This is a genomic window from Candidatus Kuenenia sp. (genome assembly GCF_027493735.1).
Lineage (GTDB): Bacteria > Planctomycetota > Brocadiia > Brocadiales > Brocadiaceae > Kuenenia > Kuenenia stuttgartiensis_A.
On record NZ_JAOSKF010000006.1, the window covers coordinates 140352 to 157695 of the forward strand.

The window sequence follows — 17344 nt, forward strand, 5'->3', positions numbered from 1 at the left end:
AATAGCGTAGGGGCGAAGCATTTACTATAAATTGTCATAAATGCGTTCATACCCAAACGGGCAAATGCTTCGCCCCTACTAAATTGTTACGATAGTTTTCCTGTAGTTCAGTAGTGTTTTTACCGCAACCCAAATAATGCCGAAAGAAAGGCCGAGAAGTACAACATCTGCAATAATAAGCGGCACATTGCCCTTTGGTATAAACTGGTGAACAAGCATTCCAACGAGCATTGTCAGCGTAGTGATGATCATAAATACCGCGGGTATTGCCGTGAGCCATAGATTCCTTCTTTTTGACAGCAGCCAGAATGAAATTATTATTAAGGTAAATGCCGCAAGAAGCTGGTTGCTCGTCCCGAAAATTAACCATATATTGCTTACCGTATTTTTGTATGCAAGCCCGATCATTAAACCAACCGCCATCCCCGAATTTACCCAATAATATCCAAGCATCTTCGGTGTGCGTTGAAAAACCGTTCTCCATAGTTCTTCAAAAAGATAGCGGTTTAATCTTACGGAGGTATCAAGAGTTGTAATGACAAATCCCTCTAAAAGAAGCATTCCGAAGAGGATCCCTAAAGGCAACGGCAATCCTAGCCCGATGTGAAGAGAGCGTCCGAGCGCAAGGGCAAAGGTTAATATCGGATTACATTTAAATCCTGATTCTTCAGAGGGAAATACAAGCTGTTTATACTGGACCATATCGAGTCCCATAATAACGGTAATGATAACACAAAGGGCAAGAAACGATTCCAGAAGCATCCCATAATAGCCCACCGTATGCGCAGCGCCTTCGGATTTGATTTGTTTTGCGGTGGTGCCGCCGGCGCAAAGTGCGTGGAATCCGGAAATAGCCCCGCACGCAATAGTGATAAAAAGTCCGGGCCACAGGAAACCGAGATACAATGCACCTTCTTTCATATTATTTGCCGGGAAATTTACTTCAACACCCCGTATCCCGGATGCAATAATTCCCAGAAAAAGCAATATCAGACCGATATAGAGAAGGTGCACATTAATAAAATCCCTCGACTGCAAAAATAACCAGACGGGTACACCGGCCGCAACGATGGTGTACAGGGAAATGAGGAACATCCAGTGTTTTGGTTCCATGGTTATCGGCATATAGATTCCGGCGGCAACCGAAACAATACAAATAAAAATAGCGAAAAGAGCGCATTTTATGACAGAAACGTTGCGTTTAATGTAAAGATAGCCCATCAGCGGCGCAAAAACGGTGACAATAATAACCGACATCGATGCTATTCCGCCGATAAGCACCTTGCCCCCTGCTTCATCTGCCCACCGAAAGAATTTCTGGTCTTTGCTGAGACCGATATGTGTACTATCAATGATTGAAGTCAGGGCGGTTGCGGATGCGTTGAGAAATGTTGCATTAACCAGAACCAGCATGACGATGGCGAAGGAAATGATCATAACAAACGCGGCCGGGCCAAATGACTTTCTGGCGATTTCGCCAATAGATTTCCCCCCTTCCCGCACACTTATAAAGAGAGCGGAAAAATCATGGACGGCGCCGAAGAATATCCCGCCTAGTAATATCCATAACCATGCGGGACCCCATCCGTAGATTAGTGCCATAACAGGGCCTATTATTGGCCCTGCTCCGGCAATTGCCGCGAAATGATGCGCAAAAACGATAGGGGTTGCAGTGGGCACGTAATCGCGTCCATCATTTATTTCTACCGCAGGGGTTTTTCTTCCGGAATCGACTCCCAAGGTATTTGATACGAATCTGGAGTAAAATCTACCCGCCAGCAAAAAGCAGACAACGGAAATGCACAGAATAAAAATGGGATTCATTGGTATGTTTTTTCGTAATATAAGTTAAAAAAATATGAGAACTACTATTCAGGTTTTGATAATAGCATCTTTTCCGTAACTATTCAGCGTAAACGATACACGGCTCGTTCCCAAACCTTGTACGGGGTGTAAATCTTCTCAACGCGTCCTGCCACCTTTTGTAATTGCTGATAGAGCTTCTCTATACCCTCATCATAATGCTCAATAACACTCGACGGCAAGGTTACTACAAGACAAATCTTTTCTAATGCGCTTACCGCCTCGGCAAGTTCCTGCATAAAGGCCTTGTTAGCATTTTCCCCTCTTTATCTCAATAATCCTTTGAGCTGCTTCATCTAAATCCATATCATAAAGCACAAGCGCCTCGTCTTCGTCAAAATTTATCTCAAAAGTTTTCTCTATTTCATACATTGGCTTAGTATCTTCGATTGTATCTGGGGGATTAACCGTTGACCACATACAACACATTTGGTGTGAGTCCGGGTTATGCTTATACTTCTTCTGATATTTTTTGTAAATTTTGTATAGCTTTGCGTATGTTTCTTTATATTCGTTGTCCATCTTTATCCTCGTATATCTTATGACTTCCGCTCTGTCGGGAAAAGTAAAATCCGGCTCTTTCTAATGCCTTGATTGTGTCTCCTGCGGTGACTTTTGGCAACTTCTCTGTCATACTGATACTTCCATGAGGGTCAAACTCACAGAGTCAGATTGTTGAATATCTTCACCGCTTGCGATTCTATCTTCTATATGAAGCCTTATAGCGTCTTTGATATTTTCCAATGCCTCATTATAAGTATTTCCCTGTGCATAGCAACCCTAGGATTCAGGACAAAAGGCAAAATAACCGTCACTGTCTTTTTCGATTATTACTGAAAATTTATATGTGACCATATGTTCGACCCCCTACATTACCGGAATTTTTCAAAAACCCAAATTATTGCCATGAATTAATACCTTCGTGTTCTTCGTGTCCTCTGTAGTTTATCCTGCTATACGACATCATTCACTTTAAAATATTTTCTACAAATTTCTATTAATTGATTATACAATTCTTCATTGTCACTTACACACCATTCCTTTTTGCGCTCTTCATTCATGAAATATATATTCCCATCATCCCATCCGTATAACTCTTTAAATTCTTCCTTGTTTTTCATGCCGTTACCATCTTTTTATTACCCACCTTACATCAACTTGTTAGATCAGATAACGAAACTGGCTTTATATCAAAAGCAAACTTGGTTGCACTCTTAGGCACTGTAAATAAATAAAGGTATCAAGTAGATCAATTTCATGCTCTGGAAACATGCAATCAAGGCTTCAAAGTGAGACGTTAATTTATTTACAGCGCCTTAACGGCGTGCATGTACGTGACAGCGCCGCCGAGAATTCTTGCGATTTCTCGACGTTTAGCAAAGAGCATCCTGCAACCGAACACTATTCCCGTGATGTTGCCTGGTAAATCATGTATTTGATTTCCTTTGTTGACTAGGATGCGCCACTCTCTCTCATATGACCAAAGCTTTGATTTTGTAGTCAATATCTTTGAGACAACCTTTTTATCTCCCAATTCGATGGGTTTAATTGTTGGAAGATTATCATCATACAGGACAGGCATACAATAATCCCAATTCCCCAATTCGTTAGAATCGGTTCGCTCAAATTCGATACAAAAACCAGTATGAGACTCTGAATAGTGCGACCACATCAAGATATTATCGTTAATCTCGCTAAACGGAAGCACCCCCATTTGTTTCATAGCTCTTATCGCTGTTTCGAGCGATACTTCATCTATCGGAAATCCATTTATATGCATTTCAGAAAGGTGAAAACTAAACTCAAATGGATCGTTTAATTTTTCTGCAGTTGAAAACCAAATCATTTTGTTTTTCAATATGTCGAGTGAACGATCGTAGAACCTTACATACTTGTATAGTTTATAGATGCCGATCTCATTGCAATTTGTGCAACGCAAACGACGCTTTTGAAACTCAGTTTGGCAGTTTAAACACTTAATCGTAGGTTCCGGCATTTGATTTCAAGGTCTCTCTTCGTACAAGTATTGCTGCATAATATTTATCTTTATCCCACAATTGCCCCACATGTTATTTTGTGATATAGCAAATATCAATCACAATCAGCAGGATTATGCTGAAAACCGAAAGATTTTTCATCTGAGAGATAACAATCCCCTGATTCCCCCTTTATTAAGGGGGACCTTAAAATTTTCCCCTTTGTTGAGAGGGACTTAATTGAAATCCCCCTTAACAAAGGGGGATATAGGGAGTTGTGTTTTTTTTCATTAAAGCAACTTCTTTTGTTTTGGCGTTGACGATTATTTCGTTATTTCATCCCTCAATCTTTCCTTACCAGCAAGAAGTCCATCCAACAGTTTCTTCTCCTTACTCTCAGAAGTCTGAAAGATAAGAATAAGGCACGTTGTCGTAATAGGGTGGGTCAGTAAAAACGGCATCAAAGAAATTATCTTTATAAGGCAGGGCAGTTGCAGATGCTTGAATAACAGCAACATGACTGTCCTGTGCAGGTTTAGATTTGAATCCTGAAGCCCAATGTTCCAGTTGGTGGTAATAGCTCATACTGTAAACCCTTTGCTTATAATAACAACGGCATAGTATCAACCTCGTTTATCCGCGTCAATTAATATCTATCTCATTGCACCACTTATTGTTCTAGCCATCCATTATAGCGTATTTTCTTCGTAACTTATTGGAAATATAGGACGTCATAGGTAAAAATAGTTTAATCTTCTTGAATGTCTTAGAATTATAGAAATGATAATTTATACATATACATTTATAGGTTTTTAAATTGTTTTAAGCCACTTGTTGTATACCCCTCCCTGCATACACCCTTTCGGGTCTACCCATTTTAGGGTATTGAAAAAAAAAGAAATTAGTTTAAAAATACTATTAATACCTTTTTTTATTAAAAGTATATTTATACTCAGGGATCTCCTAAAATGTGATTTGCGAAATGCTATAACTATTTATATTAACAAAGGTTAAATATATGTTAAAAATCACTGTTGGTGAACCCTTACGGTATATATGCTTTTTGTAATCATAAAGTCACCACTGTTGTTTTGTTAAATAAATTTACATCATTACTGTTTTAAACGAAAGGAGGCGTTGCATCATGAAGTATCATGCACTGTTTTTTTGCCTATTAACCGTGGGCGTTGTTGTAAATGTTCCTGTAAACTCTAAAGTGATTATGGCACAAGGGAAAGCAATGGAGCACGAAGAAGTTATAGCGCCAACAAAGGAATTAATGAAAGAAATAGAAAATCGGTTAAATAATATGTTGTCGGGAATTCTGGAGAATAATTTGAAATATGTTGCGAATGAAGCTGGTGCGATTGTTGATAAAAGCTACAAAATAAACCAGATTTTCTTTGATTTTAACAGGAAGGGAAATGACTGGTTTAAACGTGCAGGCATCGATCCGGCTGATACCGGGGAGATTGCAAAACGAGAAGAAGAATTTACATTATATCAGAGTGGAATAGTGTATAAGGCCTTGAACGTTCGAAAAATGGCCATGTCCGGGAATCAGGAAGAAACCTTAAGGGCATTTACGGATATGATTGAAACAACCTGTTTTGCTTGTCACAGAAAAAATAGGGACTGGCTGCTTGACCAACCAGGAAGTCACGGCCCTGGCAGGTAAAACGAAAGACTATGAATAAATATCTTCATGATTAAATTTGTCTAAATGCAGGAAAAACGCTGTTTTCAGGTTTACAAGAGTTTAATAATTATTGAATAATGACACGAGCATTAAACACTTTTGCTTCTTTTCATACATAAAATTTTCATAAGGAGAAAATGCATATGAGAAAAAAGGGTAAAAAACGAGCAATTATGGTTATTGTATCTTTTATAGCTTTAATAAGTGTTTTAGGTGTATTCATGGGTGGTATTGTTTCGGGAAAAGATATTGAAAAAAAACATAAGGCAGAATATGCACCAATAAGGTCGTTGATGTTTATAATAAGTTCTCATACATCAAATATTCTGGATGCTATCATGATGGGTGATTATGATTCGGTGAAAAAGGAAGCAGACATCGTCGTTGAGAAAAGCGAGAGCTTGTTGAGAAGTTTTTTCCCGGAAGGGGAACCTGTTGGTAAATGGATGGAAGGCTCTGGTATTTCAGGTTTAGATCAAAACAATCCAAAGATGGTACAGGCGGTGAAAGAGGATGTTGAAAAATACATACTCAAGATCACCAGCTCGGCAAAAAAAATAGCAGAAATTTCTACAAAACAAAATATTGCAGAGACGTATAATAGCTTTGATTTGATGCTAAGGGATGCTTGCTTTAAATGTCATGAGACCTATCGTTCCAAGTGGCCTGAATGGCCTGAATGGATGCAGATAGGCGGGGGATAAAAAAATTTAAGAAATCGTAAAAACCTTTTTTATGTTCTGCTGGAACATAGAAGGGAGGAGCAATGAGACCCGAACAAATAGAGCTGGTTCGGAAGACATTTGCAAAAATTCAACCTGTTTCCTACAAAGCAGCGGAAATGTTTTACAGGCATTTGTTTGAGACAGACCCTTCATTAAGACAACTTTTTAAAAGAGACATAAAGAAACAAGGGCGTATGCTCATGCAAATGATTGACTTTGCAGTCAAAGGTTTAGACGACCCGGAAATAATCCTGCCTGCAATTCAGGCGCTGGGAAAACGTCATGTTGGATATGGAGTAAAAGAAGAGCATTATGAAACTGTCGGCAATGCTTTGCTTTGGACTTTAGAGCAGGGTTTGGGAGATGCTTTTACCTTGGAGGTAAAAGAAGCATGGAGTGAGGCATATAAATTACTGGCAGGTGTAATGATCGAAGCTGCAAGTGGCAGCAAATGCACCTAACTTTCGTTCTTTGAAAAAACAGGGGCGAAGCATTTGCCAATTTGGGTATTTGCGTATTAATGACATCTTATAGCAAATGCTTCGCCCCTATATTAAAAATTCATTAATAAGGTTTCCTTACACCATAATTTTTTGTTTACTTTCTTCGACTGCAATTACCGTCCCGCAGCCGATTTCTTCATCTGTTAAGTAGCATGCGGGGTCATGCTCCCATATATCGCCGTAGAATGCCTCTGCCCTTGCTCTAAAGTTTCCTCCGCATATATTCAGCCATTTACACAAGGCGCAACGCCCTTTTATATAGGGGTTTTTATTTTTAAGTTTTGCCATTAGTTCATTTGATGTATCTTCCCATATTTCGCTGAACTTTCTCTTTCTCACGTTTCCAAAGGAATATTGCCTCCAGAATTGATCTGCGTAAACCTCGCCATCCCAACTAATACAGGCCAACCCTTTGCCGGAGCTGTTTCCCTCGTTCCACTGAAGAAGTTCCAATACATCCTTTGCCCTCTTCGCATCTTCTTTCAACAGACGTAAGTAAATATACGGGCCATCCGCATGATTATCTACCGTAAGCACTTCTATCTTCTTACCTTTGTCGTGGGATTCTTTTGTTTTATTTATTATTAAATCTACGACTTTCCGCGTTTCTTCGTGAGAAAGATCCTCTTCGATCAAATTGGAACCTCTTCCCGAGTATACCAAATGATAAAAACATACCCGTGGTATATTTTCCTTTTCAATAAGGTGGAATATCCCAGGGATATCATGCGCATTGCGCTTATTGATTGTAAAACGAAGTCCAACTTTTATGCCGGCTGCCATACAATTTCTTATGCCTTCTATTGCCAGGTCAAATGCTCCCGGAATGCCCCGAAAACGATCATTTGTTTCCCTAAGTCCGTCCAGACTGATCCCAACATAAGAAAGGCCGAATTTTTTCAGTTCATCCGCCTTTTCTTTCGTAATCAATGTGCCGTTAGTACTTATTACCGCCCGTAATCCTTGCGCTTTGGCATATTCTATCAATTCCAGAAGGTCTGGGCGCATGAGTGGCTCTCCACCGGAAAAAAGAATCACCGGGGCGCCGTACTCAGCTATGTCATCCAACATTGCCTTTGCCTCTTTTGTTGATAATTCATTTGGATATTCGATATCTTTCGATTGAGAATAACAATGTACGCATTTTAAATTACATCTTTGGCCTACATTCCAAACAACAACGGGTTTTTTATCTTTTGAAAATTGCAATAAATGTGACGGAAGTTTTTTGGATTCTCTTCCATATCTTAAAGCATCAGAAGGTTCAACCGTTCCACAATATAATTTTGATATACCAATCATATCTTTCTCCTGTTAATACGAAACATACACAACAACGACTAACAACACCTACTTTAAAATAGCATTATTTTCGCAGTATATATTTCTCTCTACGATGAATAAATTATCATTTATGTAATAATTTTTATTCTAACAAAATAACGTCCATAAATATATTCTAAAATCTACTGCCCAACTGCATAAAGGCGCCAGTCGGCGCAGCCAATGTAAATATTGTTTCGGGAATCTATTGCCGGCGAAGAAAGCAATGAGTTTTTAAAATCAAGTTTCCACTTAAGAGAGCCGTCTTTATTTATAGCGTATAAATTACCATCCCATGACCCGACATAAATAATGTCCTTTGCATCAACCGTTGGAGTTGCGGTGACAGGTTTATTTGTTTTAAACTTCCATTTTAAACTTCCATCATTCTTCACTGCACATACACCGCCATCGTGTGTGCCAATGCAAATTGTTCCATCAGAGCAGAGTACCGGCGAAGAGTGCGTGCGGGAGTCAAGATCAAATCCCCATTTCAGGGTACCGTCCAGATTAACTGCATATAATTTTCCAGTTACATCGGCAATATATATTACACTGTTGCCAATTGCGGGAGAAGCGTCTATTTTGCCTTCTGTCCGGAATTTCCACATCAAACCACCATCCCTTTTAATGGCATACAGGTGTTTATCCCACGAGCCGACATAAATTGTATTATTTTGCCCGATAGCAGGAGAAGATGCAATAATTGCAGATCCTGTCTTAAATTTCCATAAAAGCTTTCCCTGAGCATCGACCGCATAAAGATTGCCATCATAGGCGCCAAAATAAATATTGCCCTCTGCATCAATAACCGGCGAGGAATGGATGGACGTATTTGTGTTGAATTTCCATTTCATTTTTCCGTAAGCATCAACTGTATAAAGATTTCCATCAACCGCTCCAAAATAGATGTCTCCGTTTTCCCCCACCGCGGGCGTTGCAAAAATCTCATCTTCCGACTTAAATGCCCACAAAACATTCCCTTCAGGGGCTATTGCTAACAAATTACCATCCGTGCTTGTTATATAAATATTTCCTTCTTTAGAAATTACCGGAGAAGACCATATCTCACCGGCGCTGGAAACATACCACTTTATCTCGTTTTTAAAAGGCCCATCGAAAGGCGTTTTGCCAGTCCTTTCTCTGTTGTATTTGAACATGGGAAATGCACTGTTGGCATCTGTTGCGTAAACATTCCCGCTATCGACATAATCGCATATCACAATAGTGCACAGAATAAAACAAAATATGCGTATCAAGTCCTTTGCCGGATTATTTTCTAATTTCATTTATTTTTTTTCCTTATTTAAATTAGGTTGGGTTTTAAAAAACTAAAAACCTTACAACAAATGAGGCTAAAATAGCGGCTTTTAGTGCTGCAGACAGGAGGAAAACCTTGGCTATACACCTTGTTTTGTCCTACCGAGAACGCAGGTAGAACCTGCAGGGATAAGATATGCAAAATATGCTGGATACCGATATAAATAAAAGGGGAAATCCACTGCTATTAAATGTCAGGGATAATCAATTCCTGGCCGGCCTTTAATACATTTGCATTTTTTATATTGTGTTTATTTGCCTCTAATATTTTTTTCCATTTTGATCCGTCTTTATAATGCTTTAAAGCAATTTTATACAATGAATCTCCCGCCTGCACGACGTGTTTCTTTGCGGCTGTTGTTTGTTCAGTTACTTCATGCGCCACCAAACGCGTACTTCTTTCATCTGATACCTGCGCAGGGATTTCATTTTTATTTGGTATAATGAGTTCCGTACCCACGCGAAGATTGTTGCGGTCATAAATCCGATCCTGGTTTGCATTAAAAATCAGCAGCCATTTATTATCATCGCCATAATATTTCCTGGCAATTTTATGCAGGGTGTCCCTCTCTTGCACCTTATATATCACGACGTTTGGGTTTTGCGACGATTCTGATTCTGCGGGTAGAATGCTTTTTCCCTGATACTCGTGTTCCCGGCTTTTGATAGCCTGTTTTTGACTGCCTGCCGCAACTTTGTTTTCGGCATTGCCTGCATTCCTCAATTCACCCTCAATTACATAGTCTTGCTCTTCAACTGCCGGTTCCTGTCCAATGTTTTCTCTTTTTGGCTCTACCCCTCCACGGATTTCGTCCTCCTTCTTTGCCAGGTCTTCGCCTTGTGGAGATAAGCCTTCCGGATGCTTAGGAAGTTCATTCAGACTTAATAAATCCCGTGATACATCACCATCTATTTCCGGAATGGGGATAATAGGCTCTTTTACATTGGTTCTTGTGCTAAGAAAAACTCCGATAATTGCAAGAATAATCACTCCCAAGATAACGCCGACCTGCACATCTCTTTTCATAATTTTTGTCCCTTTCTTTTGCCGCAATAGGAATGAATACTTAAAAATCAACGCAGAACCATGTCTTGCTTTTTGTTAAAATGTTATTTCGTCCATCCAATACTATAGCCAAACAAATATGATTTTAGAAATTTTGCGATAAAATGGCTTTCTAAAAAACAGATTTATCTGACTAAGCATACTATCAAACATACCCCTTAATCTCCTCTAAGAAGAGGAGCCGGGGAGTGTGTAAATTTTTCGAAAAATTTAATATAATCTCTTAATATCTATAGGGTGGGTTGGCGCACGGGCAACCTTGTTTGTCCGTGCGCCAACCCACCCTTAATTTACCCTCTCAGCAGGGACTTTTTATATTTTCCCAACTTGGGATAGTTTAGAGGAATGGGCTAAACTATTACCCAGACAAAAGACTCCTGCCGGATAAATCATTAGCACTATTCAAATTTACCGATACACAAAGCCTTTAAAGGCCTACCGTCTGTTTTATGCCTTATTCGCCGATACAACCGCCTTTCCCTTTTGCTTTTGTGAGGTATGTCTTACTTTTGGCGCAGATTGCCCTCTAAGCAACAACGGAGAAGCTATAAAAATAGAAGAATACGTGCCCACTATAATACCCGTTAACATAACAAAGGCAAATCCATGAATTTCCGCTCCGCCAAGGAAGAACAAGGAGAACAATACACCAATAGTAGTAGCGCTTGTCAATATCGTACGGCTTAACGTCTGGCTAATACTTTCATTGATGAGTTGTGCGTTTAATATCTTGCCGCGTCCCTCCATGTTCTCTCTGATTCTGTCAAAAACAATTATCGTATCATTCAGCGAATATCCCACTACAGCAAGAAACGCCGCAACCATTGAACTGTCGAATTTCATATTGCCGAATAAATAGTCCGCTACAGCCACAACTCCCAACGTTATAAGAATATCATGAATAACCGCAATAATTGCTGCAGAACCAAATCTGAAATCCCCAAAACGAAACCATACGTAAAATATAGTCGCTGCGCACGCAAAGAAGACCCCTAATATAGCGCGGCTTTTCATCTCATCTGCCACCGTTGAGCCAATGCTTACAACTCTCTTTAGTGGATTGGGAACAATAAACGCCTTTTGAATCGCTTCCTTTGCTGCTCCAACATTTTGTTGTTCGTTAAAGGATAACGCAACCGTTTGATATTCCTTGTCCATTGCCAGATTTTCAGTCAATAAGCCTGTATAACCCGCAGAATCCAATGTCTTTTCTATCGTTTCCTTGCGAAGGGGTTTCGACAATGTCATGTTGAAGAGGTAATCGCCAATTTCCTGAAAAGCCACATCGATCTTTTCTTCGTACAGGTTGTCTTTGAATTTGTTTATAATATCCTCTTTGATTTTTTCCTGTATCTTTTCCGCGCTCAATGGATTCAGGTGAATTGCAAATGTTTGCGCTGGCGCGTCCAGGGTATAAACACTTTTAATCATGTTTTTCACCGCCCTGATTTTGCTTATCATGCTGACAAAATCTGATTTGCTTATTTTGTCTTTCAATTCCACCTTTACAGCAGATGTATCCCCATCAAAATAAATCCCAGGCAAAGAAATTTTATCGTTAAAGGATTGCTTTATATTTTGCAAAGCCGTTCTTGATCCTTCAATTCTTAGCTTGTTAACAGTACCTTTTTTTTCACTCCCGGGCTGTTCGGTCACTTTGACATTATTAAAACCCTGCCTGTTTAATTCAATTTCTAACAATACAGGGGCTATTCGTCTGTTTAAATCAACCTCTATAAAAGGTACTGACATTTGTGCCTGCAATGTTTCAACCACCTCACCCAGAGTTATCTTCGCCTCCTGGAATACAAGATGGTCTTTAAGTCCATTTACCATTGCACCTATCAAGCGTGACCTCTCTGGCTCCTCATCAATTCCGGCAATATTTAATAAATATTTATTGGCAAGGAGGTTAACAGGCATTATGGACGCCACATCTTCCTCGCTATATCCAGCCTGTTTCAGATTTTTTTGCACTGCTAATTCATCTATTGGCCTTTGCAATTTTAAATTAAATATTGTCGGCTTTATAAAATCGATACCCTGTAATAATTCCGTCTGGCCAAATACATTGCTTATATCCGTAGCAATTTTTTGCTTTTCCTTTTCTTCGTTTATCTCTTTAATTCTTATGCCAAACTCATCTGCTTTTGAAACAAACTGAGTCAGGTTTTCGCCTGACCATATGCTCTGCACCTCTGCTTCCCCATAACCTGCATCTTTTAATGATGTTCTGATAAAACCAGGTGTTGTTTCGTTTTTCAGGTGTAAATGCACGAGCGTTCCGCCGGTAAAATCTATATCATACTTTTTGTCTCCGCGAATGACAAAAAAGGTCATGCCGCCAAGAACACAGACCCCGGAAACGATAAATAAAATATGCCGTATGCTAAGGAACCTGATGTCTGGAACACCAATTAGCCTCAACATCGAAAAACTCTTTACCCATTTTAAATCCATTAACAATTCATATATTGTTCTCGTAACAAATATTGCGGTAAACAAGTTTATAATCAAACCAATGATCAATATCCATGCAAAGCCTTTTACCGGGCCTGTGCCGACTGAGGCAAGTATTACGCCGGTAATTAACGTCGTAATATTAGAATCGAAAATTGCGGAAAACGCCTTTTGGTATCCTGCTTTCACCGCAGCGCGAATAGGTTTTCCCTTTGCCCTTTCTTCTCGGATTCTTTCGTAAATAAGCACATTCGCATCTACGCCCATACCTATCATGAGCACTAACCCTGCTATTCCGGGAAGCGTTAATGTTGCGTTCAGCAATGCCATTATCCCAATGATCAAAAACACATTCAATGCGTTCGCAAAATTTGCAACCCAACCTATGCCCAGATAGTAAATACCTATAAAGAGGACAACAAAGATTCCCCCGATAATACCAGCCGTCAGGCCTTTATTGATAGAATCCCTTCCCAGACTTGGGCCAACCATGGTCTCCATTTCCAGCTCCAGGTCTGCCGGAAGACTTCCCGCCCTCATTGTCGCAATAAGTTCATTGACTTCGTTCTGTGTAAAACTCCCCTCAATAATGCCCTTTCCCGGTATGCGGTCACGTATTGTTGGGGCGGAATATAAAATTCCATCCAAAATAATCGCCAGCGGCTTGCCGATGTTTCTCTCCGTAATTTGCCCGAATTTCGATTTTCCTGCAGCGTCAAATTCAAAACCGACTACAGGCTCTATCCCCTTTGTATCCGCATAAATTCTGGATAAATGTTCTCCGGTGATTTCTGTTGTATTTCTCACGAGGAACCACTTTCCTTCCTCTCCCTCTTCACCTTTTCGTTTCCGCAGCCAGTGTTTGTAATATCCGGGAACGCTTTTCCCTTCCATTGCGTCTTTATATTCAACGCTATCAGTGCTTGCGGCCAGGCGGAACTCCAGTTTCCCCAGCTTGGTTATGCGGTTTTTCAGGCTTTCCGTTTCACTCCTTGTTGCCCCCGGTACCTGAATAAGGATTCTCCTATGACCCTGCTCCTGTATCCTGTATTCCATCACACCCTGCGGATCTATCCTCTTTTTTAATACCTCAATAATTTCTTTTGTAATGCCAGGGCGGTCTTCTCTTTCATCTACCCGGACCGTATAAAGCAACTCCGAACCGCCTTTAAGGTCCAATCCAAGTTTAATCTTTCCCTTTGTAAAATATTCAACGGTTTTGGTGGTTATCTTTTTGCCATCTGTACCAATTTCCTCGCCGATGATCGTTTCACGGATAATAGGATTCGTTACCAAAAAATGTGTCCATGCTTTCTCAACTATTTTGCTTTCAATGACTTTGCCATCTGCTTCTTTTACCATCTCTCTCTTTAAGACCTTTTCCGCTGGTGGGTACAAGATCATAAATCCAATAGCAATCACTATCACAATGAGAGGTATCTTCCACCTTAAGTTTTTTCCCATTTCCGTTTCCGTCTCCTCAAACGGCTCCCTTTCCGTTATTCATGAAAAATTTGTCAAATCAACACAAAAGAGCAAAGTATCTACTTCTTTTCCTTGCCCTCTTTTCCTTTGCTCTCTTTTTCCTTACTTTCTGACGTCATCGCCTCCGCTTCTGTTTCTTCTTCAACATCACTATCATGCGAGGTTTCCAATACCGTGGCAATTGAACTCCTGTCCACCTTAACTTTAACGTCTTTTGACTCATCTATGCGAATAACCACCTCAGTTTCCCGCACAGAGGTAACAACCCCGTGAATACCTCCCGCGGTAATGACCCTGTCACTCTTTCTTATCCGGGACAATAATGCTTTACGCTCCTTTTCTTTTCTCTTTTGAGGCCGGAGTATTAAAAAATACATTACCACAAACATAAGTATAAATGGAAGCAATAAAGACATCATCCCGCCGGGCCCTTTTCCAGCCGCTTGTAATAGAACAAGCATAATATTCCTCCTTACTACTAAAAAAATTAAACGAACCTTTCCCCGTCAACTTCACCATATGCGACCAATGCCGCCAACACAATATTGCTGAAAAAAATCTTTCAATTATTTTTGTACGCTGAAAAAAACTGTTCCTTAAAGCTTCGGAACTCTCCCCTTTCAATAGAGTCCCTTATCTGTTGCATTAACCGTTGAAAATAAAAAATATTATGCAATGAGAGCAACGTTAGCCCCAATGTTTCTTTTGCGACAAAGAGGTGTCTCAAATACGCCCTTGAAAAATTTTTACACGTATAACAATCACACATTTCATCCAACGGCCCTGTATCTTCTTTGTATCGGCTATTGAGTATTTTCACCTTTCCCAAATGAGTAAAAGCACAGCCGTTTCTACCGTTGCGAGTCGGAATAACGCAGTCAAACATATCAACCCCCCGTTCTACCGCGTGAAGAATATCTTCAGGGAAGCCAACGCCCATTAAATATCTTGGCTTTCCCGGAGGCAAATACTCAACTGTATAATCCATGACCTCGTTCATCAATAAGCTTCCCTCGCCAACGCTTAATCCGCCTATGGCATAGCCCTGAAAATTCATTTTTTCAAGATGTTTTGCGCATTCAATGCGAAGTTCCTCGAAAACGCTTCCCTGAACTATGCCAAAAAGCGCCTGGTCTTCATTATTATGGGAATCCAAACACCGCGCAGCCCAATTAAGCGTTCTCTCAACTGCAACACTTGCCATGTCTTTTTCACAGGGATACGGAACGCATTCATCAAATGCCATAATAATATTTGCCCCGATGTCATTCTGTATTTTTATCACCTTCTCAGGGGTAAGTAACAATTTTGAACCATCAATAGGAGATTGAAATTCCACACCATTGTTTGATATTTTTGTCAATTTGCTTAACGAAAAAACCTGGAATCCCCCACTATCCGTTATAATAGCGCCCTTCCATCCCATAAACCGGTGAAGTCCGCCAAGTTGTTTAATAATTTCAGCGCCTGGCCGCAGACATAAATGATACGCGTTACATAAAATTATTTCCGCTCCTGTTTCTTTGATCTGCAGCGGGGTTAGCGTTTTAACCGTACCTTGCGTTCCAACCGGCATAAAAACCGGGGTAGGGATAATCTGACCGGCCAAATGTAATTCGCCACGCCTTGCTTTTGTTTGTTTATCTGTTGCCAAAACCTTGAAAAACAATTATTTCCCCCAAAAGAATGGGTGATTAATATATTCGCCTTAACTCACTTTTTGGATAATAATGTCCCAAAATCTCTCTCCAGTTAAACCCTTTTTTCGCCATGCCCTGTACGCCATACTGGCAAAGCCCGACGCCATGCCCCCAGCCTTTGCCGGAAAAGGTAATATTCTTGCCATTATTCCTGGCGGTAAATGCGGTGCTATATAAATTATTTGGCCCTACCAGCAGCCTGAATCTGTTTGCATTCATCAGTTCCTTCCCTTTTGCAGCAATAATTTCAACCTCAGAACCATGCTCCCCAGGGCCATGATTTACCGTTTTAACAGAAACGATATTTGAAACGTTAACCTTCGCTTTTTGTAATTTCTGTAGTATTGAGGATTTCTCAATATTAACGCTCCATGTGTAATATTTGGAATTTTCGCAGTACCCGCATTTTACCCCAGACAGCGGAGGAAGCTTTTCTTTGCCAAATACCAAATTGACGTCCTCGGTATGTCCGCCGCAGGTGCTGTGAAAATAGGCAGAAAATATCTCTCCGTGATATGCCATAACAATGCCCGCCGTATCCTGTACAATTTTTACGCTTTTCGCAGTTTCTCCAAGCATGCCCCTGTATGCAAGCTCAGACTTATCCAGGTGGAACGGTTCGTTTTTTTTGGCCTTCCTTCTGTTTTCCACATAAGTTCTTATGGCGACTGCCTGGGAACGTAAAGCGTCTTCTTCCCATGAATTCGGCATTTCGCACCCAAGTACGCCTACCACAAAATTCTCAATATTAATTTCTTCGATAACCGAAAATTCTTTGTCTGTTTGCGGTAATATCCGTATTTCGCCGCGATAGGGGATTGAATCCAATACAATACCGCTACCCCCTAAATCTTTGATCCGTAACTCGCTATTGTAATGCCTCTTGCCGCCTAGGTTAATCCAGCCATTTTCGATAAAAACATTCGCTTTATCCAACTTCACACCTTCATCTACCACATTGGACAAACCCCCCAAAATCTGATATCGCCCATCAACCGACAATTCAGCTTTTTTAACCCTATCCAGAAGGAGTATCCTGACGTTGAGAGCACTTTCATCACGGGAAGCATAGTCCCGCCCCCCTTCTTCTATTTTTGTAATATCCCTCTTGCATGACAGATGAGTGACTGCAACAAGAAACGGCACAATGAACATTATTGCTATATAGAATGTTTTGTGCATGATTTTATACCAAAAAAATGGCAACAATTTAGTTTTTGAAAA

17 protein-coding genes are annotated in these 17344 nt (G+C 40.3%); 3 read left to right on the forward strand and 14 right to left on the reverse strand.

From position 1 onward, the window contains the following. Positions 1-78 precede the first annotated feature (78 nt). The 7 genes from M5U24_RS04960 to M5U24_RS04990 form a co-directional block, all read right to left on the reverse strand. Complete coding sequence (locus M5U24_RS04960; protein WP_099324926.1) at positions 79-1824, reverse strand: carbon starvation CstA family protein; 1746 nt, start codon at positions 1822-1824, stop codon at positions 79-81. An 83-nt stretch (positions 1825-1907) separates the two neighbouring features. Beyond that, complete coding sequence (locus tag M5U24_RS04965; protein WP_099324927.1) at positions 1908-2102, reverse strand: hypothetical protein; 195 nt, start codon at positions 2100-2102, stop codon at positions 1908-1910. A gap of 10 nt (positions 2103-2112) precedes the next feature. Further along, on the reverse strand, positions 2113-2385 hold the full coding sequence (locus tag M5U24_RS04970; protein WP_099324928.1) for a hypothetical protein: 273 nt from the start codon (positions 2383-2385) through the stop codon (positions 2113-2115). Continuing rightward, positions 2369-2497: a type II toxin-antitoxin system HicA family toxin gene (locus M5U24_RS04975; protein ID WP_099324929.1), complete on the reverse strand. Its 129-nt coding sequence runs from the start codon at positions 2495-2497 to the stop codon at positions 2369-2371. The genes M5U24_RS04970 and M5U24_RS04975 overlap by 17 nt, the downstream gene beginning before the upstream one ends. A gap of 319 nt (positions 2498-2816) precedes the next feature. Next, a complete protein-coding gene (locus tag M5U24_RS04980; RefSeq protein ID WP_157820485.1) occupies positions 2817-2984 on the reverse strand; it encodes a hypothetical protein in 168 nt (55 codons plus the stop codon). A gap of 185 nt (positions 2985-3169) precedes the next feature. Beyond that, positions 3170-3709 (reverse strand): DUF2971 domain-containing protein, encoded by a 540-nt coding sequence (locus tag M5U24_RS04985; protein WP_157820486.1) that lies wholly within the window; start codon positions 3707-3709, stop codon positions 3170-3172. 526 nt (positions 3710-4235) lie between these two features. Beyond that, positions 4236-4466, reverse strand: coding sequence for a methyltransferase domain-containing protein (locus tag M5U24_RS04990; protein ID WP_261341089.1), 231 nt, complete (start codon positions 4464-4466; stop codon positions 4236-4238). A gap of 517 nt (positions 4467-4983) precedes the next feature. Here M5U24_RS04990 and M5U24_RS04995 point away from each other — a divergent pair. The 3 genes from M5U24_RS04995 to M5U24_RS05005 all read left to right on the forward strand — a co-directional run bounded on the left by M5U24_RS04995 (position 4984) and on the right by M5U24_RS05005 (position 6724). Further along, positions 4984-5517: a cytochrome c gene (locus M5U24_RS04995; RefSeq protein ID WP_099324932.1), complete on the forward strand. Its 534-nt coding sequence runs from the start codon at positions 4984-4986 to the stop codon at positions 5515-5517. A 164-nt stretch (positions 5518-5681) separates the two neighbouring features. After that, positions 5682-6242 carry a cytochrome c gene (locus M5U24_RS05000; RefSeq protein ID WP_099324933.1) on the forward strand — a complete coding sequence of 187 codons (561 nt, stop codon included), beginning with the start codon at positions 5682-5684 and terminating at the stop codon, positions 6240-6242. A gap of 62 nt (positions 6243-6304) precedes the next feature. Next, positions 6305-6724, forward strand: a complete 420-nt coding sequence (locus M5U24_RS05005) for a globin family protein (protein ID WP_099324934.1) — start codon at positions 6305-6307, stop codon at positions 6722-6724. Between the two features lie 117 nt (positions 6725-6841). Here M5U24_RS05005 and ahbC read toward each other — a convergent pair whose 3' ends face one another. The 7 genes from ahbC to M5U24_RS05040 all read right to left on the reverse strand — a co-directional run bounded on the left by ahbC (position 6842) and on the right by M5U24_RS05040 (position 17302). Then, on the reverse strand, positions 6842-8068 hold the full coding sequence (ahbC, locus tag M5U24_RS05010) for a 12,18-didecarboxysiroheme deacetylase (RefSeq protein WP_099324935.1): 1227 nt from the start codon (positions 8066-8068) through the stop codon (positions 6842-6844). Positions 8069-8232: 164 nt separating this feature from the next. Then, entirely contained in the window at positions 8233-9378 is a 1146-nt protein-coding gene (locus M5U24_RS05015) for a PQQ-binding-like beta-propeller repeat protein (protein WP_099324936.1), read from the reverse strand. Positions 9379-9596: 218 nt separating this feature from the next. Beyond that, positions 9597-10436 carry a LysM peptidoglycan-binding domain-containing protein gene (locus tag M5U24_RS05020; RefSeq protein WP_099324937.1) on the reverse strand — a complete coding sequence of 280 codons (840 nt, stop codon included), beginning with the start codon at positions 10434-10436 and terminating at the stop codon, positions 9597-9599. 486 nt (positions 10437-10922) lie between these two features. Further along, on the reverse strand, positions 10923-14399 hold the full coding sequence (gene secD / locus M5U24_RS05025) for a protein translocase subunit SecD (RefSeq protein ID WP_099324938.1): 3477 nt from the start codon (positions 14397-14399) through the stop codon (positions 10923-10925). Between the two features lie 80 nt (positions 14400-14479). Then, positions 14480-14881 carry a preprotein translocase subunit YajC gene (yajC, locus tag M5U24_RS05030; protein ID WP_099324939.1) on the reverse strand — a complete coding sequence of 134 codons (402 nt, stop codon included), beginning with the start codon at positions 14879-14881 and terminating at the stop codon, positions 14480-14482. Between the two features lie 101 nt (positions 14882-14982). Next, positions 14983-16089, reverse strand: coding sequence for a tRNA guanosine(34) transglycosylase Tgt (gene tgt, locus M5U24_RS05035; RefSeq protein ID WP_099324940.1), 1107 nt, complete (start codon positions 16087-16089; stop codon positions 14983-14985). A gap of 25 nt (positions 16090-16114) precedes the next feature. After that, the gene (locus tag M5U24_RS05040; RefSeq protein WP_099324941.1) at positions 16115-17302 is read right to left on the reverse strand and encodes a SpoIID/LytB domain-containing protein; all 1188 of its coding nucleotides are present in this window, start codon (positions 17300-17302) and stop codon (positions 16115-16117) included. Positions 17303-17344: the final 42 nt, after the last annotated feature.